A 24,730-nucleotide genomic window follows, 5' to 3' on the forward strand; every position below is an offset into this window, starting at 1 on the left:
CTTATATTTTAATTTTAAGCAAGAAAAACCTATCTAGTTGGAACTAGATAGGTTTTTCTGGTCTTTAGGACCGTTTAACTCTGCCAATGATAATCCAAATAACCAGGAAAGCAATGATGTAGATAACAGACTTTGTTGAAAGGGTAAAAGCAGAGCGCTAAAGCTGAAAGCGCTGCTAAGAAGCCACTAAGGCCTTTTTTATTTTGATGTCATGACGATACTTTCCTTTCGTTTTCACTGAATTTTATAAAAGTCTATGCTGTTTGCTACGTGCTGACTTGGTTCAATATTTTCTTGTCAAAACTAGGCCATCTGGCTTTCCGCTGATGTCATATGCTCTGAGAATCTGCAGCAGGACATCAGCGGATAGCAGGCGAATAACTCGATAAGCTTGCAGCAAGGGGATGCCGGCCTCAGTGAGGACTCGGCGTAGTTGATGATCAAGACTGATATTGGCTGAAGGGGAATCATTGATTTTTCCAATGTTGCCGGCTTTGACTTTTGTTAAACAACTCAGCTTTTTAGCTAGAGGGCCAGTCACTTGAATCTCTGTTTCTTTGTTGTTGATCTGCAATTGTAAAATTTGTTTGTCTTGTCTGATCAATAATCAGCTCCTATGACTAAGGAATTATCTAGATCATTCTTCTGTCAGTTTTCATTTAGGATTAGTGTTACTGGCAAGTGCTCGTTTTTTAGCCTGGTGTTTTCGATAAGAATATTCGACCCAGCCCCAAAAGAAAAAGAAGATAAAAGTGCTGGGCATGTCTAAGATACTTCGTTTGACATAAGTAGCAACTTGATAACCGTGGCCGGCTACAAGGTCGATGATGCCGCGCAGACCAAAAGAGATCACTAAGTCAAAAATCAGGAAAAAGAGGACATAGCCTAAAGTTGTCTTGATCAGTTTTTTCAAATTTGCGTTTCCTCTTTTCTTAGACAAGTTGTATCAAGGATTACTTCTCTTGATGATCTTTATTATCTAGATGTTCAGCTGTATAGCCCGCAAGGAAAGCCGCAATCAAGACAACGATGATTTGTGTGATGAACAACCAAGTACCCTTTAAGAACGTGTTGAGGAAAAATTCATTGATGCAGCCAGCAATTAAGACACTGATTCCAGCTGCTAAAGCCGCTGCTTGTGCATTTTTGTTTTTCATTCGCATTCCTCCTTATTTTGGCGAAGAGATGATAATCGGTGACCAATTTTTTTGAATAGACTATCTGGAGAAGGTTAACCAAGAATCTTACTAGTGGATATATTTACCCATAAATTCCACCATGGTCAATGCCATTTGCTAACATCACGATACCGCCTTTGCCCTTCTAACGAAGGCCACAATCAAATTCAGTATGATCCAGATCACCAAGACAGCAGCATAACTAAGAAGAGTCAAAGCCCAATGATCAATATGAAAAATGGCCAAGGCTTCTGTAGGCAGATAGAGACACAAGAAGATAATCAGGCCTGCTTTTGTCTTGCCTAAACGCTGGAAACTATGGTCCAGTCTCATAAACAATAGAGGAAAAGCAATCGTAAAACTAACAAAAGCAGAATTGAGTGAAACAGTTGATTGCCCTTGAATCAAAAAGACAGTTAAGCCTATTAATAGCCAGACGAACAAGGCTGTTTGACAGACCATTTTCACGTATTGAACTGGCTGAAATTTGCTTGTTGTTTCCATGATGGCACCTTAGTAGGTTCGTTACTCTGACCTGATTAGGCTTTCCCTTCTTAGAATTAAGTTCAGATTAGCACTTTCAATATGCGTTTAAGCAAAACTAGCTAAATGAGCGAATTAGCAACTCTGTTCGTCACTTATTTTACGAACAGCGTTTTATTTTTTATTTTGACGATCCAGATGGCTACCCCAAAAACCAACTAACACGCCAAGCACGATCAATACATAGCCGGCTAAGTCATGATAGGGAAGCTTAAGACGATTACTAACCCATAAGATGACTAACAGAATGATCACTGAGATTGTGCGAAAGCAAAAACCTTTTTTCATATCCTATCATCCTTCAATGAAATTACCTCTGTTATCCTCTCTGAATTCTGATTTGGTACAGAAAAACCCATCTTTAGATGGGTTTTAATAGATGAAACCTTAATATTAGTAGCGGTCTAGGAAGAACAAGTTCCTAAACCAGTGTTTAAAATTTGCTTTGAACCAGGCTGGGCTGGGCATAAAGATCATGATCGATAGATAAAAAGACAAATAGAGTAAGAGCCCTGTCATAAATTGGCCGACCGGCTGGATTTGTAAGAAGGAGATTGGCAATAAGACCAAAGCGACAACATCCGAGATGATCGTCCACAGTAAGCGACGAGACGGGTTATAACTGTTGTACAAGAAATAAAAACGTGCCACAGCCCATAAGGTAAGTAGGATAAAAGCGATACTAGCCAGATTGGTTGGTCTCAGTATTTTCGGCCCGCTGATCATGGTGAGCAAAAACAAGACTAAAGCCAGCCATTTACCTATAATTGTTACTTTTGATAAAGTCATTTTCTACCTCACTACGTGTATACCATAGAATTTATGTGTTTTGTAATTGAAAGATAACTCTACATATTTATAGTTTACTTGAGAAACATTATAACCAATTGCACCAATAATAAAACTTAGAGCAGGTGCGGCCTCACCTGATGCAAGCCCAACAATTGTGCCACCGATATAAAATAGCTGATCCACTTGGCTTTTAGTCATTCTAATAGAAACGTAACCAGATGTTTTTTCTAGAACTTTGCCTACCGCGGCTCCTTGCCCAACATTCGGGCTCATATAAGGCTGATTATAAGTTGTGGCTATGTTGCTATTAATCGGACTAGCAGTGTCCGCAAAGGCTGCTAGTGGCGTGACTGCTGTCGACAGTGTTACTGCAACCAAGGCTGAAGCTAGAATTTTCTTCTTCATTTTTTAATTTTCTCCCTTTCTTAGAATTAAGTTCAGACTACTGCTTTTAATATGCATTCAAAAAAATTCGCTAAATAAGCGAATTAGCAACTCTTTTCATTACCTTTTTTGCGAGTAAAGCTTCATTTGTTAGAGCTTAAGTATTTTTGAAGATAATCTTCATAGGAAGAAGCTAGGCGATCAGCGCCTAAGTCACGAAGCTGTTGGATCAAAATGCGATTCTTGTCACGACCTTTTTCGATGTCTAGCTCAAATAAGTTTTCTAGAAATTGGACTTTGAAACGTACAAGCAGCAGAGGCTCATCTTTACCTAATAGGTGTTTGACCTTAGCGAGCATTGCTTTCGCCTCTTTTTGTTGGTTTTTTCTGAATAAAAGGTCAACAATATTAGTCAAAGTAGTCAAAATATTGCTATGTAAAGGGCCTACCTGATCCTTATAAACGAGTTCTTTTGCGACCACTTCTATCATTTTAGTGGAAGCCAGGGGTGCTGTATTATTAAAAACTGATAAATTGAAGGCATCCCAATTTTGAAGCTGCATAAAATGGTCTTCTAATTGCTCAACGATTGTCTCTTTAAGATGGAACCGCCCTTCTGATTCTTTAATTAATGCAGCAAGCGTTGTTAATTCGATCAGATTGAGCACATTACCATCGTGTCCAAAATCTTCTTGCAACTGCTTGGCGTTAGTTTCTATCGTACTTAAATCGTTAGCCTCGTAATCACGTCTGACTTCTCTTAGAAATTGCCCATACCGACCCCTGAGACTTAAATCAATTTCCTTTGTCGAAGAAACTTGTTCGTAAAAGGAATCTAAATCTACATTCATCCTTTTTAAGAGCCGGGCTAAATCCAAAAAGGTAAGATGATTTTTGCCCACTTCAAATTTGTTTAACGAGGAATAAGAGATGATTCCTTGAGCTAGTTCCTGTCCTGAAATGTGATTGCCTTTTCTAATTTCTCTGAACAGCTTGCCGGCTTTTTTAAAATCTTCCTCGTACATTTGGAATTATTATGACATATATCTGATAGTATGGTAAACAAAAAAGGGCTAATATCATGAAAAAACTAATTCGAAATTTCCAATTATTATTTCTGACCATTTTGGGTGTATATATCATTATCGATCCAGATGGACAAGGAAGTGAATATATTAAAAATGCTTTTAATATCTTGATTATCAAGTAAAATTTTCGCACAAGCAGATGGGGTTCAAGTTAGATTTTCGGCCTGCCTGTCTTTTGCTTGTCTTCAAACAGAAAAGTGCTATATTATTAAGCTAATGGCTGGATATACTCAAAGCATATAGATGGTCACATACGGTTAGCTGCTGGATACAGTTTTCAAAAGCGTGCGAAAGATTAAATCATTCAATCGAGAGAAAGGGCACAATCATGAAAAAAGATAAGGGTTTGAGTAATGAAGACCACATCCTGCAGGAAATCAATCTGATTTTAACAACCGATATTCGTGATGACGAACGATCACTTTTGGTTGATGGTCAGCATGCCTTGGAAAAGAAACAGTATTTTCCCAGAATTGTCAGTAGGCTGCAAGGTGGCCTGACACCTCTGGCTGTTAGCCGAAAAATGTCAGAGAGCGTCAAGGGACTTTATCTAGAACTGATGAAATTTAGTGATAAAGGCTTTGGTCATGGCATGTTTATGGTTTGGGGAAATTCTTTTTAAGTAACACGTGAATCTTAGCGGTCTCGCGCCTGCATTGGAGAAATGATTTTGATCATGCACAGGAAAAATGATTTCTAACTAAAAAGCGTTTAGTTGCCGCCGAACGCCATTCAAAATGAACCGGCAGTTGCTAGCTTAACGGTGTAACATTGCGTTTTTTCAAAAATAAACATAGTCACTCATGTTCTAAATAAATCGGTAGAATAATCTCATCGATGAGCAGTTCTAGTGCGGCTTGATCGGTATTTTCTCTAACAAAGACGCGATAGCGCAGCCAATCAAAAGGAAGCAATTTCAGTGTTCTTGATAGATTTTGTTTGACGGGTTCTCCACGATTAGCTGCTCGTTGCAAAACACGGTCAATCGCATGAATATCAATGTCGGAATTTTCGCCGATGATCCCAGGAAGAGAATCGGTATACATATCGGGCTCGGTCAGAATTTCTCTGATCAGGCTTTTGCCAATGACATCCACACTAACCAAAAAACGCTTCATCACTTGGAAAAGATCTTCGCGCAGATCGCTGCCGCTAAGGGTTACTTCATCCACTTTACCGTTGTTTTCCCGGCGAATTTGGTCTTGGAGTGCGGCTAAAGCCAGTTCAAAAGGTGTCTTCCAGCGACGATAAATAACCGGTTTGCTGGTTGCAGCCTGCTGAGCGACTCGCTCAAATGTTAAAGCCCGAAATCCATCTTCATTAATAATTTTTCGTGCGGTAATAAATATATCTTTTTCTAGTTCCTGCCCGCGTCGTCTTTTTTCAGCCATAATTTTCCTATTAAGAAACTTTAAGTATCTTATTGACTTTCCGTCCTAAGAGTAATATAACATTTCTTGTTAAGAAACTTTTAGTATCTTAAACAAAAAGGAGACATCATGCAGAAAAGAGAAAATACCATTTCCAAATCCACGATGGTAACTGCTTGGATTTTGGTTTTGGGAGCGATTGCACCTTTATTAGATTCGACAATGGTGAATATCGCAATTCATAGCCTGGTTAAAAATTTGAACAGCTCAATTTCAACCATACAGTGGACTATTACAGGTTATGTGTTAGCGACAGGAATAGCTGTCCCTTTTTCCAGCTGGTTGTTAAACAAATTTGATGGCAAATTTGTTTTTGTATCCGGTGAAATACTATTTGTCCTGGGTTCTATTCTTTCAGCTTTAGCTGGCAACGCACAATTTTTAATTGGCGCGCGCTTAGTGCAAGGATTTGCTGGCGGCATTATCATGCCTTTATTGACGACTTTACTGGTTCAAACGGCTGGTCAAAAAGTTATGGGGCAAATGATGGCAACTGTTGGGCTGCCGATTATTCTAGGGCCTTTGGTGGGGCCGGTAATTGGCGGCGTCATTATTCGATATTTATCTTGGCAGTGGATTTTTTGGGTTAATGTCCCTGTAGCACTGATTGCGATCATTTTGATTCTGTTAAAAATGCCGAATTACCCGGCACAAAATAAATCGGCCAAAATGGATTTTGTCGGTATATTTTTCATTGCTGCAGCGACAACGAGTATTATTTATGCGATTGTGCGTGCAGCACGAGATGCCAGTTTCTTAAATCAAAGCACGCTCTGGTTCATGGGCTTGGGCCTGATTTTATTGCTTTTGTACTTAGCTTGGGCCTTTCGGCTCAAAGAAAAAGCTGTTTTGCCTCTCAGTTTATTTAAATATCGTTCGTTTAATGGATCGGTGCTTGGGTTATTAATTGCTGGCACTGTTTTAAATGGCGCTATGCTGGTATTACCTTTGTTTTTTCAAAACATCCGCGGTATGAGCGTGATGGCAGCCGGGCTGGCTCTGATTCCACAAGGCATTGGTATGCTGGTCTCTAGGACGCTCACTGGCAGATTAACGGATAAGATCGGAGCTAAGTATGTGGTTTTAGCGAGTCTGGTGGTCACTTTTGCCGGTACAATTCCTTTTTATTGGATTGATGGCCAAACGCCATATTGGCTGATCGCTTTTGTTCTTTTAATTAGAGGAATCGGTGCTGGCGGTATCTTGATGCCTCTAATGGCTGACTCGTATACAGGTATGGAGGGCCGATTCATTCCGGCCGCTTCGATTGGTTCGCGTACCATTCAAAACATTGGCAGTGCCTTTGGATCGGCGATTGTCACGACCTTAATGACGGCTTACTCGCACACTCAGATAAAACAATTCAAAGTGAATTTAGCGAATGGCCACTTTCAAATGAAACCGTTAAAGATGCACCAATTTATTCTGCAGCACTTGGATTTGATCCAAGCACATTCCTTTCAGTATGCCTTTCTGTGCATTGCGATCGCTGCTTTATTAATTGCTTTGCCATGTATTCTTTTAACCAACAGAATGAAGAGCGACAAATGAACGGCTTATGATGACCGTTAATGGAGTGATAAAAAAAGACCTCAAGCGGTCTTTTTATTATGATTCGTTAATTTTTGTTTAGTTGTTTGCTGCTTAATTTGGTGTCGCTTCTGAACTTTTCGAAGTTTTGCCTGTTCAAGTATTTCTGCCGAAGCAGTCTTCGTATTTGTCTGCATAATTGATTTGACTCCTTTATTCATCAACTCAAAGCCAGACAACAGTATAACAAGCCGAAATTAAACCATGATTAAGATCTGTGAAGTCACGATATCTCGTTTGCGCTGTTCGCCTGACGCCCAGGTATAAAATTAAGCTAATGCGATTAATAAAGTAGAGGCAAACAGTCATGAAAATAGTCCTTTTAGATGGTTATGCTTTAAATCACGATCTTGATTGGCAGCAACTAGATCAGCTGGGAGAGCTTGACCATTATGATCGAACGGCCGTTAATAATAATGAAGAAATTCTCCAAAGAATCGGTCAAGCAGAGATTGTTCTGACACATAAAACGCCTTTAAACGACCGGGTGATTAGCCAGGCGCCCCGATTGCGCTACATCGGTATTATGGGAACGGGCTATGATGTTGTCGATATTCAGAGTGCTGATCGTAATCATGTTGCCGTGACGAATGTGCCCACTTACGCCACTGATGCGGTGGCGCAATTTACTTTTGCCTTATTGCTTGAAGTGGCGAGCCAAGTAGGCCTGCATAACCGTTTGGTACACGAAGACAAATGGCTGTGCGTCCCTAATTTTACTTTCTGGGAACGGCCTTTATTCGAGCTGCAGGGCAAGACTTTGGGGCTGATCGGTTATGGCCATATTGCAAAAAAAGTTGCCGAACTGGGGCACGCTTTTGCCATGAAAGTCATTTTTTACAATCATCGCCCGAAAAAAGACCACCCATCATGGGCTGGACAGGTGGATTTGGATGAGCTGTTGACAAGGTCCGATGTCATCAGCCTGCATACTATCCAGACCCCGGATACAGTTAATTTAATCGATCGCAGCAGCCTGAAAAAAATGAAAAAGAGCGCGATTTTGTTAAACACAGCACGTGGCAAACTCGTGAACGAAACTGATCTCGCTAAGGCGCTGAATCGGGGAGATATTTATGCTTTTGCTACTGATGTCGTCGGCACTGAACCAATTAGTGCTGATAATCCCTTGCTGAAAGCTAAAAATTGCTACATCACGCCGCATATTGCTTGGGCACCCTTTGAGACCCGAAAGAGGTTGCTGGATATCACTGTTAGTAACTTGACCAATTACTTGGCTGGCAAGCCAAGTAATCTTGTGCATTTTTATAAGTAAAAAAAGACATTTGACTTGTAACACCAATCATTAACACATGTTTTGTCAGCAGCCGGCGCTGCAAAAATACGCACAAAAGCACAAACTTATCGGGTGAGGATAAACAGAATGCCTTTTAGACAAGCACACAAAAGAAAAATACCTGGCAGCATGGACATGACGATCATCGTTATTTTAGTTTTTCTGCTGGTTTTTAATTGGTTGGCAAATTTTCTGTTCCAATTCGCTAATCAATTGATGCCACAGATAGACCATATTTTGAGTTGGCCTTTAAGCAACTGGCTTAATTTATTTTTAGGCTTAGCTTGCTATATCCTCATCTGGCTGGCTTTTGTTTGGTCAATCCAATTGTTCTTTTTTTATTTTCTTGCCATTAAGCATCGCAATACCCGCTGGTCTGGCATGCGGCTGCGATATTTTCATCCAGGCCTGCACATGATGTGCTTGTGGCTATTGTTAGCTGCCTTACCCTTAGCAAACATTGGTTATAAATTGCCTTTGGCAACTTTGATTAAACTGCCTGATTTTATCATTCAGCCATTTGCTGGCAACATTTTTCTGATAGCTGCTATTTTATTAGGTCTGATATGTTTTTGGCTATTCACGATCAAATTTCTTCAGGTCATTCCGGCTGTGATGTCGGGCCAGTCTTTCTTTCAAGCTCTCCGATATAGCTGGAAAGAGATGCCGACTAAAAAAATCCTTCATTTGTGTTTGATATTATTTATCAATGTCATCGTGCTGTCTGTCATAACAGGAATTGTGTTTGCCGTCCAGACTCTCGTTGATCACTTGGTATTTTTATCGGCCCGCCTGTTTGCTAATAGCCTGATGATTTTATTCACAGCTATTTTATATGCTGCGACTTATGAATTGCTGAAAAATATTTTTAAACAATCTTTTCCTGTCGAAAATCATTTTCTTTATCAGAAACGCCGCCCTCGTATTTCTTTTCAGCAAGCCGCTGCAGCTGTCTTGGCTACGGTCGCTGTTGGCGCGGCTTCTTGTCTATTAGCTGATAATTTCTTTCCCCGACTGGACAGAATACCTCTTGTAATCTCACATAAAGGTTCCAATGGCAATAACGGTGTGCCAAACAGCCTGCAAAGCCTCGTATCAACGGTGCGTGTTAAGCCTGACTACATCGAATTAGATGTTCACTATACAAAGGATCACCAATTTGTTGTAGTGCACGATGATAACCTGAAGACTTTGACTGGCCACAAATTGCAAGCTGAGCATGTGACTTTAAAGCGATTGAAGAGGCTTACGATGACCTACCGTGGTCATAAAGCGAAAATGGTTTCTTTGCGCGAATACATGAATCGCGCCCAAGACCATCAGCAAAAATTACTCGTCGAGATTAAAACACCACCCATGGTGCAACAGTCTTCGACCTTGACAAAAACTTTCTTGCGTCAGTATGGCAGTGCTTTGCTTCGACATGGTGATTTATTGCATTCTTTGAACCAGAATGTGATGCGTCAGATCCACACGAAGCAGCCACGCTTAAAAGTTGGCTTTATTGTTTCTTATAATACGGAGTCTTTGCCAGGAGGAGACAACAATTTTTATACGACCGAGTACAGTACTTTGAATAATATGCTCGTGAAAAAGATTCACAGACAGCATAAACGTATTTTTGCTTGGACGGCCAATGATCGACAAGCTATGCAGTGGCTCAGTGTCATGAATGTGGACAGCATTATTACGGATTATCCACAAAGACTGAAAAGCATTCTAGCGGCCCCCAGGCGTCTATCATACAATCAAGCCTTGTTGCGTTATATGCTGACTATTCGCCAAGTGTATTAATTAGGTGTATTTTTATTCTTAGACATGGCAAAAAGAAAATCTCTAACAAAATATTTGGGCCTGTATTTTAAAAGTCTGCTGCTTTTTTGGCGGGCTGATAAACTCGATAGCAGTATTTTAATTTTAGTCATTCCGTTAAAAGCGCTGATACCGTCACTGCTGACTTTTTTTGCCCAAGAGATGCTCAATCAGCTGAGTGTTGGCCGTTTAAACTATGAAAATTTCTTATTTTGGGGAATTAGTTTTTTTGTCTCTTTGATCACGATTCCGTTGGCAACTAATGTTCAGGGAGTTTTGACAGACCGCTTGATTGCTTTTGTGAATACGAGCCTCATGAACAAGACGAAAGAACTGCAAGGCTTGGCTAACTTTGAAGATGCTGATTTTTACGATCAGGTTCAAGTCATTAATTCGCAAAGTTCTTGGCGGCCGGTTAACTTGATTGTGTTTGGAACCAGCGTGATTAGCAGCTTTATTACGATTGTTTCCATGGGTGTGCTGTTGGCGACTTACAACCCACTGATTGCCTTACTGATCCTGGTCTCAATGATTCCTGAGAGCTTGGTTTCATATCGTGTACAGCAAGAAGCTTTTGAAACAATGGTCGGTGCAAGCAGTGACGCGAGAAAAATGCAGTACGCCAGTCAAGCCGTGCTGAACAAGGACTTTACAAAAGAAATTCGCTTGTTTAATGCTTTTGACTTTTTTATTAAACGCTATCAGAGGATTTTTTGGCAGATTCATCATGCTGTTAACCAAAGAAGAGCCAAGAAAATGATTATTGCTTTAGCTTCCATGACGGTTAGCAGCTTGATCAGTATTTTGGCTCTTTTATGGTTTGTTTTCTCGATTCAGGCTGGCCGTTTTCGCGTGGGTGCCTTATTAACACTTACCAGCGCGATTGGTTATATCGCCGAGAATATTTTTTCAATGATCGAAGACAGCAGCTTGCTGTATGACACTTTGCTCTACATGGAGAAGTATTTTAATTTCCTGAAAAGCAGCGATACGATCGATAAAAGAGGCACAACCAAAGTCGGCACAGTCAAAGGCATCAGTTTCAAACATGTTAGTTTTACTTATCCTCATAGTCCGCGGCCCGCTCTGAACGATGTGAATTTCGATGTGACTAAAGGCCAGAAAATTGCGATTGTCGGCGAAAATGGTTCCGGTAAAACAACTTTGATGAAATTGCTGCTGCGTTTTTATGATCCTAATCAAGGCCATATTCAATTGAATGGCCAGACCGTCCAAGAATTTGATTTATTCAGTTATCGTTCTTTGTTTTCAGCCGTATTTCAAGATTATGCGAAGTTTTCACTGACGGTCAAAGAAAATATTGCCATCTCAGACCTGGACAAACAAGATGACAGTCAGGCTTTAATTGACGCCATGAAAATATCTGGCTTTGATCCAAATAAGGGTGTATCGGAAAGCTCCTTGCTCGATGTGCAGCTGGGTAAAGAATATGAAAATGGCACTGAGCTGTCTGGCGGAGAGTGGCAAAAATTAGCTTTGGCCAGGGGCATTTTTGCCAATCGGCAAATCTTAATTCTCGATGAGCCGACAGCTTCGTTAGACCCGAGAAGCGAATACTCGCTGTTTCAAAAATTTGTCCGTATTGGCGCTGATAAAACTGTGTTCTTTATTACGCATCGCCTGAATTCTGTGACGATCGCTGATAAGGTCTTGGTTCTGAACAAAGGGAAAGTCGTGGCTTTTGATACGCATGAAAATCTTTTAAAAAATAATGATTATTATCGCGATTATTATTCAATTCAAAATAAAGCTTTAAAGAAAGAAGCGGATACTAAATAATTATTTCTGTTCCGATATTAGGGCCGTTTCCCGGTGATGATTAATTACGACAAAGGCCCAGCAGGAGAGCAGCAGCATCATAAACCCGCCAAAGATAAAGACGGCAAAAACATCTAATCGGTCAAACAAGATCCCGAAGACAATCGTTCCGGCTGGCATCAGCACTGAGCTGAGCGTCTCGTCCATGGAGAAGACGCGTCCCTGCATCTCTTCTGGGATATGCTGCTGCATGTAGACTTCAACCGGTGTGTTTGAAAATACGAGCAGGAGGCCCAGTACAAGATTAATTGTGATAAACACTAAAGCATAAGCGGCTTTTGGCAAAGTCAACAGCGATGGCAGGCCAATCAGGGCAATGATTAAGGAAAAGACAGCCAAACTGAAGTAAGCCACTTTTAATGATTGGTTTTTCAAGGGCAGCCGGCTCAAAACCAGACCACCGAGGAACATGCCGCCAGCAAAGGCTGATTCTGTTAATCCATATTGTGTGTTGCTGAGATGTAGTCTGTCCACTAAAAAGAAAGGCAGGCCAACATTGATCGTTGCAAAGAAAAAATTGATGACGCCAGAGGATCCGGAAAACATCAGATATAATTTGTTTTCCCACAAGAATCTAAGGCCTGCCATAAAATTGGATCCGAGATGGTTTTCTGTGCCTTCAGTCTGCATGCCTTGATTGCTTATCGGACGACGAATCTTGGTAAACTTGAGAACTAGAATTGCGATCAAGGCAACGGTTTCAAAAATCACTTCTAAATAAGCGAAGACATTTAGTGTGACAAGTGTGTACACCACAGCCCCGAGAACCGGTGCTAAAAACTCGGCCAGTGACGAAATCGACTGGTTCAGTGAATTCGCTTTTTGAAGATCATCTTTATTGAAGAGCTGCGCCAGACTTGCCTGCACGGCTGTGGTCAAAAAACCATCAGTGATCGCTAGCAAGGCAATTAAGACGACCAGTATCAGGAAATAAGCTTGTGGAAAGGCAGTGAAACAAAAAGCAAACAATAATAGCGAGATAATCGTACCAAGCTGCGATGCCACCATGATTTTTTTATGGCTATAGCTATCAACAGCGTAACCGACAAAGGGCGTCAGGCATACGCTGATTAGCGGCCCCGTGATCAAACTGACTCCCATGCCTAAGGCCGAGCCTGTTCGCCGCAGAATATACAAGCTAATCGCAAAGGAAAGCATTTCACTGCCAAAAGTACCAAAAAATTTGATAATCAAAGTCTTGGTTAGATTGTTATTTACTGGCTGCATAGACATTGATTTCATACTAACAGTTTAGTCTGCAGGAGGCATTTGGCTCGTTAATGGAGCGACTTCGTCTGTGTGCCGTGAGCCTGCGATTCAGATCATAGTTATATTCTCATTTTGAAAAAGGCCTTAATTTTAAGCATTAATTCTAAATCACTCATTTCTGTGATTCCTTCATTGATACAAATAGACTGGTTCTTTATCTCTTGCGATAGTTGACGAGATCATAGCCAGCTTGTATCAGCAAGGCGATCAAAGAGACAAGGACAATGGCTAAAAAGTAATGAGGAGAGTGAGTGTTCACATGGAGTAGCAAACTAAAAATCAGGACATTCAATAACCAAGAGAAGGCAAAAAGTAAATCATGCTCAAGCTGCTGGGCAAGACCAGCCTGGATAATCGGAAAAGCGATATTAACCGTTAACACCGTGGCCGCACAACCCAGCTGCCAAAGGAACCAGAGCAGGTCGTTATGAATGAATAATGCCAAAAGAGCTATAAAAACGATGTAAACAATTAGAACTTGATTCCGTCGATTGTTCATCCTATTGGACGTATTATTTTTCCTCCCAGTTAAAAATTGAATTAATCGTAACTCATTATTTTTCTTTTGGAAGAAAGCTATCTTATAGTCGTTATGTTCACCAAATTGAAAGTTTTTAACGCAAATACTACGCAATTCTAAGTATTCGGAAAGGAATGTTTGGTCATATAGACCTCAAAAGTAGAAGCCAAACTGTTTGAACCCAGAGATCTGAGCGACCCATCAATTAATTGCTGGTTCCTAACACGAGCTGTCGATGCATCTAAAGTTAAGAGATTCTTCATGAAGAGGAACTTAAAACGCGTAACTAGATCGTTTTGATTCAAGCGTAAGTTTTCAACTTGCTTCACGATTTCTTTAGCCAGTTGATACTCCTGTCTCTGGTACATTAAATCAGCAACATTGATGAGCGCCAGCGCTGATACGCTTTGCGAATAAATTAATTCTTTAGTAATCGTTTTAACCATTTGAGAAGTTAGCAAAAAGGAACAATTGTTGAAAATGGCAACTTCTAATTTCCCCCAATAGTTAACTTTTAACAGGTATTCAGTGATTCTTTGAGTAATCAGTGGATTTGTTTCATAACTTTGGTCAACACTTTTGGTTAAAGAAATTGCTGTCGCAGCCTGGATTAAACTTTGAAAATTCTGATCCTTTTCGTAAACGGCACACAATTCTTGACTCGCTTTTTTAAGAGTTGGCAGATCATTTTCCTGATAAATGCTTTCAAAACCATCGAGAAATTTTCTGTAGGACGCCGATGCAGAGCTTGTTTGCACTTGATTGTAAAAATCGTCAAGACTATAATCCATTTTCTGCAACAAAGGAGCCAAATTAAAAAAAGAGAGCTGAATCGTTCCGGCTTCGAATTTGTTAATCGTTGACGGAGAAAGAATCCCTGATGATAGTTGAGCAACGCTGAATCCTCGGTTGTTTCTAATTTTATGAAATAATTGACCAGCGTTTGTTTTTGATAATCTATCCATTTGCAGGTTATTATTACATAATCAGAATTAAAAAGAAAAGGACCTCTTAAAAGCAGGAATGAAGACATCATTACCTTTACTGGTGTTGGAATCAGTTATTATCAATTTTTTTGCATAATTATGAAACGCTGTGTATATCAACGAGTACAATAAAGCCATGATTAACTGACAACAACTTAACTGAGAAGGTCTCATGATTTTATCTTCATCGTGTTTGGAACATGCAAACACAAGAGATTTTTCAGAAGATGAGTTCTCAAGTGTAGTTGAGGTGTTGTTACATAAGTTAATAGATCTATCGTTTCATTTACATAAATTTATTTTTTCTAAGCGGACCTTTTCTATCCTGACAGACTCATTTTTTTAAACAGTTGCGGCTCTTCATAAATATAGTCAATCAAGAAAAGAAAGTGTGGTTTATCGGTGCCTTTAGCTAAATATATTCGTCGAGCTTGGAAAGAAAATTTAATCGTGTTGTTTTGGGTCGTGATCGGGTCATCCTGTACGACTTTGTATGGCCTCAGTACTGCTAATATTTTAACCAGCGCTGTTGCCTTCAAATTTCGTGCTGTCATCATCTGGGTCGTGGTCCTGTTATTGACCAGCGTGATTTGGTCGCTGCAAATTTATTTTGAAGCGGTGACCTTAACTAAGTCGATCCAAAAAATGGATACCTTAATTCGTCAAGATATTACGAGTTCCTTATTGAACAGGTCTGTGAGTGCTTTTCATGAGAAGAGCAGCTCCGTCTACGTCTCTTGGCTGACAAATGATATTTCAACCATTAATGAATTCGGTTTTGGTAATCTGGAAATGGCCCTGAGCCAATTTTTAACGATCCTCATGAGTATCGGTGCCATGCTGAGTTTTCATTATTCGATGATTATCACAATTATCGTTTTATCTGCTTTGATGTTGTTAGCTCCGAAGATTTTTACAGCTAAAATGAATCAGGCATCTTTAAAGGCCACACAAGCAGCTGAAAGAGCGACGAGCAAAATGTCTGATTTTTTGTTGGGCTTTGATGAATTAGTCATGATTAATCGTCCGCACCTTATCCATCGTGAAATCACAAAAGCTTCGCAGGATTTGGCCGATAAAAGAGTGAAATTTGCTAAAGCCAGTGCAACCATGTCTGCCAGCTCGAATTTCACGAGTCTGATTAGTCAAGTGATTTTAGTGGCCCAAGCTGCGCTGCTGTTTTTTATGCATCTCGTCTCAGCTGGTGCGATTAGCGGTGCCCGTTACTTTTCAGCGACGATTTTTGCTAGTCTCACTGGTATGATTGCTAACTTGGTTGAGGTGGGGACTGTGAAACCCGTGTTTGCTAAATATGGACAATTGCCTGAGATAAAAGAAGAGCCAAGTAGTGTTCGCATGACGCCAACGGCCAATTTGAGCAACGCTGTTGATAGTGATGCTGCGATTCAGTTAACGAATTTGTCTTTTAGCTATCCGAATAAAGAATCAGATATTCTTCACGGGCTGACGCTAAGCTTTCAAAAAGCAAAAAAATATGCGCTGGTCGGTGAATCCGGTAGTGGGAAAAGTACGTTGCTGGATTTGATTGCCGGCAAACTTGATCATTACCGTGGTGTGATTGCGGTCAATGGGCAAGATTTGCAAAACATGACGCCAGCAGATCTGCGTAAACAACTGGTTTATTTAAATCAGAAACCACATATTTTTAATGAGTCGCTGCTTTTTAATCTCACTTTAGGCGAGCCAATTAACAAGAGCAGCCTGCAAAATGTACTTTTCAAAAGCGGCTTGATCAGCTTGATTGATTCCTTACCAGAAGGTTTGGATACGATCATTAGTGAAAACGGCCGCAACTTATCCGGCGGGCAGCAGCAGCGGATTGCCATTGCTCGAGGCCTGATTGAGCAGGGCAGCATTTGGCTTGTCGATGAAGCAACTTCATCTTTGGACCGTGAGTCAGCCATTCAGATTGAACAGACTTTATTTAAGATCCAGGATATTACTTTAATCATCGTGACGCATCAGTTACACGATGCATCATCACGTTTGTTGGATCAAATTATTTATCTGAAAGATGTGAATCAGCCGGTCGATGCCGATTGATAAAGTCAATCACTACCTGGTTGAATTCGGGAGCTAGTTCCAAATGAGGGATGTGGCCCGCGCCTGCAAAGACATAACTTTCAGCTAGCGGATTCATCTCGGCTGCTGCTTTAGCCTGTCCGGCCGGCCATAATGGCGATTTTTCACCGGCTAAAAACAAGTGCGGCTCAGTTTCTAAAGGAATTTGATCCCGCCAATCTTGGCTTAAAGAATCGATCAAGAGCGGTTCGTTGAAGTCAAAATCGAAAGGTCGATAGACTTTGCCTAAGGCGATTTTGAATTGCTGGTCAACGGGAATGCGTGTGAATCTGGTCGTGCGGATTTTCTTGACTAACTCCAAGAAATTTGACCAACTGCTGTCATATTGTCCAAATTGCCAGCCCTTGTCGTTAATTGCCTTGGGTGATTGATCTTCCGTGACAACGGCCTGCAGGCGCTGGCTGCCGAATAAAGACAGATAGGCAAAAATAGTTGAAGCACCCATGGAGTGGCCAATCAGGACAATTTTTTGTTTCAACTGCAAATGGTCAATTAATTCAGCTAGATCCATGGCGTGACGAGAAATTCGCATACCGAAAGGGACGCTCTGGCTTTTGCCATGATTGCGCCGGTCATAAGTGATCACATGAAATCCAGCCTTCGTGAAATCAGAAATCTGTCCGACCCAAGTCATCTCGCTGCCGGAATAGCCCTCAATTAAAATCACAGGCAGTCCGGATGGATCACCGAGTTCGTGATAATCAAGTTTGACATGGTCATTTGTATAAAAAAAGCTCATGACTACAGTATATAAATTCTCGCGCCGGCTGTTTCAATTCGAGCGGCCTTTCTTGTGAAATGCACATTTCTGATTTTAAAAAATATAATTTATGATTTAAAAATATTACTTTTCAAGGTACTTGTGTTGGATATGCTTTCCGATGTGAAACGCGGACTGATTGCCTGAAACATCGCTCATTTATGAACAATCACGCCGGTTAGAAAATTTTTTTAAAAGTCTTTTTATGAGCATGATGGCAGACTTATCTTGCAGTGTTAGAATTGTCTTGTGAGATGAAAACGCTTACAAAAAGGGCAGACTGCATTTCACAAAGTAGAGGTAATCAATGCAATATATTAAATATTTTGGCACAGATGCTTACACAAATATCGCAATGGACAGCTGGCTTTTATATCATTTAAAGCCTGACCAACCGGTCTTCTCGCTCTGGCAGAATCGCAACGCTGTCATTGTCGGTCGGAATCAGAACACCTTTGCCGAAGTAAATCAGGATTTTATTGATGAACACCACACACAGGTAGTCCGGCGGGTTTCTGGCGGCGGCGCTGTCTTTCATGATTTGGGGAATATTTGTTTCACTTTTTTTGTACCGGTCAAAAGTAGTGCTGAAGTCGATTTTCATAAGTTTGTCCGCCCGATGTATGATGCTTTGCACGAAGTCGGCATTGAGGCAGAGATCAGCGGCCGAAATGATTTAACGATTGACGGTAAAAAAATCAGCGGCAATGCACAGCGCTATGCCGGCGGTTACTTGATGCACCACGGGACTTTGCTTTGGAATTCTGATGTTGACAGTATGGTGCGTTCGTTGAATGTTGCTGATGAGAAATTCATCTCAAAAGCTGCTAAATCAGTGCGCGCGCGAGTGGGCAATATCAAAGACTACGCGCCAGCTGATTTAACGCTGGAAAAATTCTGGCAGGCTTTGCAATATTATCTGACAGATGAAGGCCGTGATACAGAATACGTCTTATCTGATCAGCAGAAAAAAGGAATTTTGGATTTGCGCGATCAGCAGTTTGCGACTTGGGATTGGAATTACGGCACGAGTCCGAAATTTAATTTTACGAACCATGAAAAGTTTACGGGTGGCGCCATTGATGTTTCTGCCAATGTTGACCAAGGCCGTATCCAGGCAATTGATTTTCGCGGTGATTTTCTCGGCGTACGGGATTGGCGCGAAATCAAGGATCGTTTTATCGGATTGCCCTTTGATCCGGATGCTGTTTATCAAGTATTGCATGCAAACGCCGGCGGGCATTATTTCGGATCAATTGACGATCATGGTCTAGCCGCCATGTTCTCTGCTGGTGCTAAAAATGTTCAGGAGGAAGAAAATGTCTAACATCTCAAATCTTAATCACCAGATTTTGGATTTTGCAACTCAGCTCAAGGCACAGGATGATAATTTTCCGACATTGTCCGTCTTAAATAATGATGGCCAGATTGTCGATGAAGAGGCTTTAAAGCGTGCTGATCTGAGCAATGACGATCTCGTTAAATTGTTCAGCAGTATGCTGTTGAACCGCCAATTGGATATTCGATCGACAAAATTGGCTAAACAGGGCCGTTTCGGTTTCTTTGCGCCGACTGCCGGTCAAGAGGCTTCCCAGATGGGGACGGCTTTTGCGTTTCGTGCTGAGGATTGGCTGTTCCCGGGCTATCGGGATATTCCACAGGTTGTCGCTAAAGGCTGGCCGATTTATAAAGCCATTCTTTGGAGCCGCGGGCATGTGCTGGGCAATGAATTTAAAACAGAAGATGGCCAGCCGGTTAATTCCTGGTTTCCGCAAATTATTATCGGCGCCCAATACGTGGAAGCAGCCGGTGTCGCTTTGGGCTTGAAAAAACGTGAACAAAATGCAGTCGCTTATGCCTACACAGGAGATGGTGGCAGTTCGCAAGGCGACTTTTACGAGGCACTGAATTTTGCCGGCGCCTATCACGCTAATGCCGTCTTCTTTGTTCAAAATAATGGTTATGCAATCTCAATGCCGCGTGCTGATCAGACAGCAGCAGCGCATTTGGCAGCAAAGGGCTGGGCAGCTGGTTTGCCAAGTATCGTCGTTGACGGCCAGGATGCCATCGCTGCTTATTTAGCGGCTAAAGAGGCACGCGCTTGGGCTGTTTCCGGCAAAGGCCCTGTTCTGATTGAACTGCTGACAAATCGTTTTGAAGCACACTCAACAGCCGGTGATGATCCGCTGCGTTACCGCAGCAAGGAAGATATTGCTGATTGGTGGAAGAAGGATCCTTTAATTCGCATGCGCAAGTATCTGACGGACCAAGGATTGTGGAGTGAGGATCAAGAAAAAGAGACGATTGCTCAGATTGACGCGCGGATTGACGCGGATATTAAAAAAGCCGATCAGGTTGATAAGCAGAAAATCAGCGACTACCTTAAAAATACGCTGGAAGTACCTAGTTATGTGATGCGCGAACAGATAAAGAAATTTGAAAGCGAGGGCAGATAAAATGGCTGTGAAGAGTTATATCGAAGCTGTGAGAGATGCACAGGATCTAGCGCTGGGCCGTGATGAGAATGTGCTGATTTTTGGGGAAGATGTTGGTAAAAACGGTGGTGTTTTCCGTGCAACTGACGGCCTGCAGACTAAATACGGCGTTGACCGCGTTTTCAATACGCCTTTAGCCGAATCGGGCATTGGCGGACTGGCAATCGGACTGGCCTCACAGGGTTTTCGCCCGATTATGGAAATCCAGTTCTTCGGTTTTGTCTATGAAACGATGGACTCGATTGCCGGGCAAATGGCTCGTAACCGTTTTCGTTTTAATGGCACGCGCCAGATGCCGATTGTTGTACGTGCGCCCTATGGCGGCGGTACAAAGACACCGGAAATGCATGCTGATAACCTAGAAGGCCTGGTGGCACAAAATCCAGGCCTGCGAGTTGTGATGCCGGCGAATCCGGCTGATGCCAAAGGTTTGCTGCTAAGTGCGATTGCATCAAATGACCCTGTTGTTTTCCTGGAAAATATTCATCTCTACCGCTCTTTGAAAGGCGAAGTCGCAGACGGTTATTATACGACTCCATTGGACAAAGCCGCGATTGCACGTGAAGGCAAAGACGTTTCGATTATTACCTATGGCGGCATGACACCGGTCGTCTTAAATGCGGCTGAGAGCCTAGCTAAAGAAGGCATTGACGCTGAAGTTGTCGATTTGAGAACTGTTTCGCCTTTGGATATCGAGACGATCGGGAAGTCAGTAGAAAAGACCGGCCGTGTTGTTGTGGCTCAGGAAGCTCAGCGGATTGCCGGAATTAGTGCGTCAGTGATGGCCGAAATTTCCGAAAGATTTATTTTGAGTTTGAGGGCACCGATTGGCCGTGTGTCCGCTCCGGATACCGTTTATCCATTTGCTCAGGCTGAAAACGACTGGATGGCCAACGCAGATGATGTCATTGCCAAAGTCAAGGAGGTAGTCAACTATGACTGAAATTTTTAAAATGCCGGATATTGGTGAAGGCATGGCTGAAGGCGAGATTTCAAATTGGCTGGTCAAAGTCGGCGATCAAGTAAAGACCGATGATTCAGTCGCCGAAGTACAAAATGACAAACTGCTGCAGGAAATTCTATCGCCTTATTCCGGTAAAGTGACAAAGTTATTTGTCGATGCTGGAACCACAGTTCAAGTGGGCCAGCCCTTAATCGAATTTGATGGTGACGGCAGCGGCAGCAGCGCTGAAACGCCAGCTGCGGGAGCCGCCGTACAAGACAACAGTACTACCAGCACGCCTGCTCCAGCACCTGCACCTGCACCTGCGGCTAGTGAACAGCCGCAAAGTTCGGCACCAGCAGCACCGGTAGCTTCTAACGGTAACGTTTTGGCTATGCCTTCTGTCCGCCACTTTGCTTTTGAACATCATTTGGACCTGGCACAAGTGCCAGCCACCGGCCGCCATGGCCACATCACGATGGCTGATGCGCAAAAAGCTGTTGAGCAGCCTCAGCAGACAGCTGCACCGGCCGCTAGCGCTGCGCCAGTTTCAGCTAGTCCGGAACCAGCTCCAGCACCAGTCGAAGTTAAAGAAGGCCGTGTTGCGATGACGCCGATCCGTAAAGCGATCGCAAAAGCCATGGCGACACAAAACGCGACGATTCCGACGGTTACGAATTTCGATCAGATTGAAGTTTCTAAACTGGTTGAGCATCGCAAACAGTTCAAAGCCATGGCAGCTGACCAGTCGATTCATTTGACTTATTTGGCTTATGCTGTGAAGGCTTTAGCCGCGACTGCCAAGAAGTTCCCAGAGTTGAATGCCTCAGTCGATATGGATAAACAGGAAATTGTTTATCATGACGATATCAATATCGGCGTTGCGGTTAGCGCGCCAAACGGCCTCTTCGTGCCCGTAGTTGCACAAGCTGATCGGAAGTCTATTCTGACAATTGCCCAAGAAATTGAAGATTTGGCTGCCGCTGTTCGTGACGGATCAATTAAAGGTAACCAGATGCATGGCGCGACGATTACGATTTCCAATCTTGGTTCGGCGCGCGGTACTTGGTTTACGCCGATTATCAATGCTAAAGAAGTGGCAATTCTTGGTCTGGGTTCGATTGTCAAAGAGCCGATTGTGGCTGATGATGGCTCGATTGTCGCCGGTCAAGTGATGAAGTTCAGTCTTAGTTACGATCACCGTTTGATTGACGGCATGTTAGGGCAGACATCTTTGAATTATTTCAAGACGCTCATGGCTGATCCAGCTTATATGCTGATGGAGGTGTAAGGATGGTTGTTGGTGCACAAGCTACTGAAGTAGAGACGGTTGTGATTGGTTCGGGCCCTGGCGGCTATGTTGCGGCGATTCGGGCAGCTGAATTAGGTCAGAAAGTGACCTTGATTGAAAGCGGCGAGATTGGCGGTGTTTGTTTAAACGTTGGCTGTATTCCTTCTAAAGCTTTGATTAATATCGGCCACCATTATCGCGATGAAATGACTGAGCAGCCTTTCGGATTGCACGCGACCGGCGTCAGCTTGGATTGGGCCGCGACACAGGATTGGAAACAGAAAAAAGTCGTCGAGCGTCTGACTGGCGGCGTGGCCATGTTATTAAAAAAACATCATGTCGATATCGTTCGCGGAACGGCTTCTTTCAATGATAATGAACAGATTAATGTCATTGAAGGGGACAACCACGAATTGTTCCAATTCAAAAACTGCATCATTGCGACTGGTTCACGTCCTGTACAGATCCCTGGATTCGAGTTCGCTAATCGGATCGTTGATTCGACCGGTGCCTTGAGTCTGCCAGCTGTTCCCAAACATTTAATTGTGATTGGCGGCGGCGTGATCGGGTCGGAGTTGGGCGGCCTCTATCTGAATTTGGGAGCCAAGGTGACGATCATCGAGGGCTTGGATCACGTGTTAAACGGCTTTGATGCTGAACTAATCAAGCCTGTTTTAGATGACTTTAAAGCCCAAGGCGGCGAAATTTATACGAGTGCCAAAGCCAAGTCGGCTGTTCAGACCGACAATGGCGTGGCTGTGACCTTTGAAGCTGATGGTAAAGAACAGACTGTGACCGGTGATTATCTGCTGGTTTCAGTAGGACGCCGGCCTAACACAGATGAACTGGGCCTGAATAATACGAACGTCAAGCTTGATGAACATGGTTTGATTCAAGTTGACGACCGCATGGCAACAACGGCTGCGCATATCTACGCGATCGGGGATGTCACAGCTGGGCCGGCCTTGGCACATAAAGCCAGTTTCCAAGCCAAGATTGCCGCGGCTGCCATTTCTGGCGATCCGCAAGCACGTGATTTACACTACTCGCTGCCTGCTGTTGCTTATACGAATTACGAATTAGCTACGACCGGCGAGACACCTGAGAGTATCAAAGAAAAGAACTTGGATGCCAAAGCCTATAAGTTTCCTTTTGCTGCTAACGGACGTGCGCTGGCGATGAATGCCGGAACTGGTTTTATTCGTTTGATTAGCGATAATCAAAGCAAGGCACTGATTGGGGCTCAGATTGTCGGTCCGGGTGCTTCGGATTTGATTTCGGAGTTATCTTTGGCGATTGAAAATGGGCTAACAACTGAAGATATCAGTTTGACGATTCATCCTCATCCGACTCTTGGCGAGGCAATTATGGATGCTGCAGAACTAGCTGACGGCCTGCCGATTCACATTTAGAAATCTTTTAGGACAGCACCGCTGGCAAGTTTTATTTCTTCAAATTAGTTAAGATTAATTTATGGATAAAAGACGCGTTTTGCCGGTAATCGGCGGTTTTAATTTCAGAGATATTGGCGGTTATACCTCTTTTGACGGACGCAAAATCAAGTGGGGCAAGGCTTTTCGAACGGCCGGTATGGCAGACTTGTCGCCTGAAGATTTGAAATATTTAGAAGATCGGCAAGTGGACACGATTATTGATTTTCGCACTGAAGCTGAAGTGGCTAAAGGCCCCGATCGTGTACCGGCACATGCTGTTGATATTAATATTCCAGCTATGGATTTTGACCGGACCGAATCGACTGTGGATTACGCACAGTTGAGCAAAGAGTACGATCAAAAAGGCTACGGCTATTTGAATATGATCAATAATTATGAACATCTGATTTCAGACGAGTATTCCAATATTGCTTACCGCAAGTTTTTCGATCTTTTAATGACGGAAAACAAGACTTTGGCTTATCACTGCACAGCTGGCAAAGACCGGACAGGGGTTGCCTCTATGCTGCTGATGTCAGCCTTGGGCATTAATGAGGCTCAGATCAAACACGATTATTTGATTACGGACCGCCTGTCGACTGAAGTTGTTCGTAATAAAATTGAGCACATGAAAGCCGAGGGTGCTACACCTGACGAAATTGAAAACATCCACTCTATGTGGTCGGTGAACATTGATTATATTCAGCGTTCCATTGATACAGTCAAACGCTTGTCTGGTGATCCGATCACTTATTTGCAAAACTATCTACAGCTTCAGCCGGCTGATATTCAGCTGCTGCGCGATAAATATTTATTCAGTGAACCAACGGGCAAGCAATAATCACGGTGAGATATTCATAAATCCCTCATTCAATCATGAGGGATTTTTTGCTGTCGTAAACGCCGTTAGTCCATCAAATAATTAATGGGAACAATATATTTATCTTTATTTTAGTATAAATGATAATATAGTCATA

Annotated in this window: 25 protein-coding genes; 12 read left to right on the forward strand and 13 right to left on the reverse strand. The window is 42.5% G+C overall.

The features are described 5' to 3' along the window. Positions 1-283: 283 nt before the first annotated feature. The 8 genes from OKIT_RS03825 to OKIT_RS03855 form a co-directional block, all read right to left on the reverse strand. The gene (locus OKIT_RS03825) at positions 284-604 is read right to left on the reverse strand and encodes a hypothetical protein (RefSeq protein WP_007745480.1); all 321 of its coding nucleotides are present in this window, start codon (positions 602-604) and stop codon (positions 284-286) included. Between the two features lie 51 nt (positions 605-655). Next, positions 656-913, reverse strand: coding sequence for a hypothetical protein (locus OKIT_RS03830; protein WP_007745482.1), 258 nt, complete (start codon positions 911-913; stop codon positions 656-658). A 40-nt stretch (positions 914-953) separates the two neighbouring features. Continuing rightward, positions 954-1,157, reverse strand: coding sequence for a hypothetical protein (locus tag OKIT_RS03835; protein WP_007745484.1), 204 nt, complete (start codon positions 1,155-1,157; stop codon positions 954-956). 144 nt (positions 1,158-1,301) lie between these two features. After that, a complete protein-coding gene (locus tag OKIT_RS03840; protein WP_007745485.1) occupies positions 1,302-1,682 on the reverse strand; it encodes a hypothetical protein in 381 nt (126 codons plus the stop codon). Between the two features lie 153 nt (positions 1,683-1,835). After that, a complete protein-coding gene (locus OKIT_RS09635; protein WP_007745487.1) occupies positions 1,836-2,009 on the reverse strand; it encodes a hypothetical protein in 174 nt (57 codons plus the stop codon). 105 nt (positions 2,010-2,114) lie between these two features. Then, a complete protein-coding gene (locus OKIT_RS03845) occupies positions 2,115-2,510 on the reverse strand; it encodes a hypothetical protein (protein WP_007745489.1) in 396 nt (131 codons plus the stop codon). 3 nt (positions 2,511-2,513) lie between these two features. Beyond that, entirely contained in the window at positions 2,514-2,918 is a 405-nt protein-coding gene (locus OKIT_RS03850) for a hypothetical protein (protein WP_007745491.1), read from the reverse strand. A gap of 122 nt (positions 2,919-3,040) precedes the next feature. After that, positions 3,041-3,922, reverse strand: a complete 882-nt coding sequence (locus tag OKIT_RS03855) for an Rgg/GadR/MutR family transcriptional regulator (RefSeq protein ID WP_007745493.1) — start codon at positions 3,920-3,922, stop codon at positions 3,041-3,043. A 391-nt stretch (positions 3,923-4,313) separates the two neighbouring features. Here OKIT_RS03855 and OKIT_RS03860 point away from each other — a divergent pair, with 391 nt between their 5' ends. Next, positions 4,314-4,607: a bacteriocin immunity family protein gene (locus OKIT_RS03860; RefSeq protein ID WP_007745495.1), complete on the forward strand. Its 294-nt coding sequence runs from the start codon at positions 4,314-4,316 to the stop codon at positions 4,605-4,607. Between the two features lie 175 nt (positions 4,608-4,782). Here OKIT_RS03860 and OKIT_RS03865 read toward each other — a convergent pair whose 3' ends face one another. After that, positions 4,783-5,376: a TetR/AcrR family transcriptional regulator gene (locus tag OKIT_RS03865; RefSeq protein WP_007745497.1), complete on the reverse strand. Its 594-nt coding sequence runs from the start codon at positions 5,374-5,376 to the stop codon at positions 4,783-4,785. 108 nt (positions 5,377-5,484) lie between these two features. Here OKIT_RS03865 and OKIT_RS03870 point away from each other — a divergent pair, with 108 nt between their 5' ends. From OKIT_RS03870 to OKIT_RS03885, 4 genes are all read left to right on the forward strand, one after another. After that, positions 5,485-6,966, forward strand: coding sequence for an MDR family MFS transporter (locus OKIT_RS03870; protein ID WP_007745498.1), 1,482 nt, complete (start codon positions 5,485-5,487; stop codon positions 6,964-6,966). 346 nt (positions 6,967-7,312) lie between these two features. Next, positions 7,313-8,281, forward strand: coding sequence for a D-2-hydroxyacid dehydrogenase (locus OKIT_RS03875; protein WP_007745502.1), 969 nt, complete (start codon positions 7,313-7,315; stop codon positions 8,279-8,281). A gap of 108 nt (positions 8,282-8,389) precedes the next feature. Continuing rightward, positions 8,390-10,096 (forward strand): glycerophosphodiester phosphodiesterase, encoded by a 1,707-nt coding sequence (locus OKIT_RS03880; RefSeq protein WP_007745504.1) that lies wholly within the window; start codon positions 8,390-8,392, stop codon positions 10,094-10,096. Positions 10,097-10,120: 24 nt separating this feature from the next. Continuing rightward, complete coding sequence (locus OKIT_RS03885) at positions 10,121-11,914, forward strand: ABC transporter ATP-binding protein (protein ID WP_007745505.1); 1,794 nt, start codon at positions 10,121-10,123, stop codon at positions 11,912-11,914. Here OKIT_RS03885 and OKIT_RS09490 read toward each other — a convergent pair whose 3' ends face one another. From OKIT_RS09490 to OKIT_RS03900, 3 genes are all read right to left on the reverse strand, one after another. Further along, positions 11,915-13,195, reverse strand: a complete 1,281-nt coding sequence (locus OKIT_RS09490) for an MFS transporter (RefSeq protein WP_007745506.1) — start codon at positions 13,193-13,195, stop codon at positions 11,915-11,917. A 181-nt stretch (positions 13,196-13,376) separates the two neighbouring features. After that, positions 13,377-13,667, reverse strand: coding sequence for a hypothetical protein (locus tag OKIT_RS03895; protein WP_148126053.1), 291 nt, complete (start codon positions 13,665-13,667; stop codon positions 13,377-13,379). Positions 13,668-13,858: 191 nt separating this feature from the next. Next, positions 13,859-14,707 carry a helix-turn-helix domain-containing protein gene (locus OKIT_RS03900; protein ID WP_007745508.1) on the reverse strand — a complete coding sequence of 283 codons (849 nt, stop codon included), beginning with the start codon at positions 14,705-14,707 and terminating at the stop codon, positions 13,859-13,861. A 423-nt stretch (positions 14,708-15,130) separates the two neighbouring features. On the opposite strand from OKIT_RS03900, the gene OKIT_RS03905 reads away from it, so the two are divergent. Continuing rightward, positions 15,131-16,792: an ABC transporter ATP-binding protein gene (locus tag OKIT_RS03905; RefSeq protein WP_007745510.1), complete on the forward strand. Its 1,662-nt coding sequence runs from the start codon at positions 15,131-15,133 to the stop codon at positions 16,790-16,792. Here the strand turns inward: OKIT_RS03905 and OKIT_RS03910 are convergent. Continuing rightward, positions 16,749-17,570: an alpha/beta fold hydrolase gene (locus OKIT_RS03910; protein WP_007745516.1), complete on the reverse strand. Its 822-nt coding sequence runs from the start codon at positions 17,568-17,570 to the stop codon at positions 16,749-16,751. The genes OKIT_RS03905 and OKIT_RS03910 overlap by 44 nt on opposite strands. A 328-nt stretch (positions 17,571-17,898) precedes the next feature. On the opposite strand from OKIT_RS03910, the gene lplA reads away from it, so the two are divergent. The 6 genes from lplA (at position 17,899) to OKIT_RS03940 (ending at position 24,594) form a co-directional block, all read left to right on the forward strand. Continuing rightward, entirely contained in the window at positions 17,899-18,918 is a 1,020-nt protein-coding gene (gene lplA / locus OKIT_RS03915) for a lipoate--protein ligase (protein ID WP_007745518.1), read from the forward strand. Then, positions 18,911-20,047 (forward strand): thiamine pyrophosphate-dependent dehydrogenase E1 component subunit alpha, encoded by a 1,137-nt coding sequence (locus OKIT_RS03920; RefSeq protein WP_007745519.1) that lies wholly within the window; start codon positions 18,911-18,913, stop codon positions 20,045-20,047. The genes lplA and OKIT_RS03920 overlap by 8 nt, the downstream gene beginning before the upstream one ends. 1 nt (position 20,048) lies before the next feature. Then, the gene (locus OKIT_RS03925; protein ID WP_007745520.1) at positions 20,049-21,029 is read left to right on the forward strand and encodes an alpha-ketoacid dehydrogenase subunit beta; all 981 of its coding nucleotides are present in this window, start codon (positions 20,049-20,051) and stop codon (positions 21,027-21,029) included. Further along, positions 21,022-22,320 (forward strand): dihydrolipoamide acetyltransferase family protein, encoded by a 1,299-nt coding sequence (locus OKIT_RS03930; protein WP_007745521.1) that lies wholly within the window; start codon positions 21,022-21,024, stop codon positions 22,318-22,320. The genes OKIT_RS03925 and OKIT_RS03930 overlap by 8 nt, the downstream gene beginning before the upstream one ends. A gap of 2 nt (positions 22,321-22,322) precedes the next feature. Beyond that, on the forward strand, positions 22,323-23,732 hold the full coding sequence (gene lpdA, locus OKIT_RS03935) for a dihydrolipoyl dehydrogenase (RefSeq protein ID WP_007745522.1): 1,410 nt from the start codon (positions 22,323-22,325) through the stop codon (positions 23,730-23,732). 61 nt (positions 23,733-23,793) lie between these two features. Next, positions 23,794-24,594 (forward strand): tyrosine-protein phosphatase, encoded by an 801-nt coding sequence (locus OKIT_RS03940; protein ID WP_007745523.1) that lies wholly within the window; start codon positions 23,794-23,796, stop codon positions 24,592-24,594. The last annotated feature ends 136 nt before the right edge of the window (positions 24,595-24,730 follow it).

The organism is Oenococcus kitaharae DSM 17330 (assembly GCF_000241055.1).
In the GTDB taxonomy this organism is placed as follows: domain Bacteria; phylum Bacillota; class Bacilli; order Lactobacillales; family Lactobacillaceae; genus Oenococcus; species Oenococcus kitaharae.